Source organism: Nocardia sp. 852002-20019_SCH5090214 (assembly GCF_001665865.1).
In the GTDB taxonomy this organism is placed as follows: domain Bacteria; phylum Actinomycetota; class Actinomycetes; order Mycobacteriales; family Mycobacteriaceae; genus Nocardia; species Nocardia nova.
In genome coordinates this window covers 1-625 of sequence record NZ_LZMK01000301.1, presented here as the reverse complement: position 1 = coordinate 625, position 625 = coordinate 1, and the positions used below count along the sequence as shown (strand labels likewise).

1 pseudogene is annotated in these 625 nt (G+C 68.6%); it reads right to left on the bottom strand.

Features of this window, described 5'->3' with window-relative positions:
* Positions 1-625 (bottom strand): annotated as a pseudogene (locus A5780_RS43205) (DNA cytosine methyltransferase); the annotation flags it as partial.

Here is a 625-nt window from a genome sequence, read left to right as displayed (position 1 = left end):
TCCCCGGGCGGCAGGCTCCAGTCGATGGCCACCGACGCCGGTGTGGTGATCGGCTCGGCGATCGCGTACCGGCACGCCCTCGACGGGCACCGGTAGACATACTGGCCGTGACGCACGCCGTAGCGGCCCATCTGCGTGCCGGGCTTCTTCCACGACTGGATCGCGTCCACAACCTGCTCGCAACTCGCGCACCACGCCTTCGGGCGCAGCCACTTGTCCCAATCCGGCCGCCGCCCCAGCGATTTGAGCCAGTACGCGATGTAGAGCCGGTCGCGGGACTGCGGCACCGGCAGGCAGGTGCGCGGCAGCACGTGCGCGGAATTCAGGGCGATGACCCGGGTCTCGTAACCGAGGTCCTGGATCTCGCGCAGCCACCGATGCCGGTCGTCCCACTTCCAGCACTGCACGACGTTTTCCATCACCCCGGCCAGCACCGGCTTGCCGCGCGCGGCCATCGCACGCAGATACCGGGGAATCTGCTCGACCAGCGCGCGGCTGCGCCCGGACGCCGGATCCTCGACGATGCCGAGTTCCTCGTCGAACCGGTACTGGTTGCTCTGGTCGAAGTAGCGTTTCTGTCCCTTCGCGTCCGTCCATTCCGGGCACGCCGGGCTCGCCCAGAACA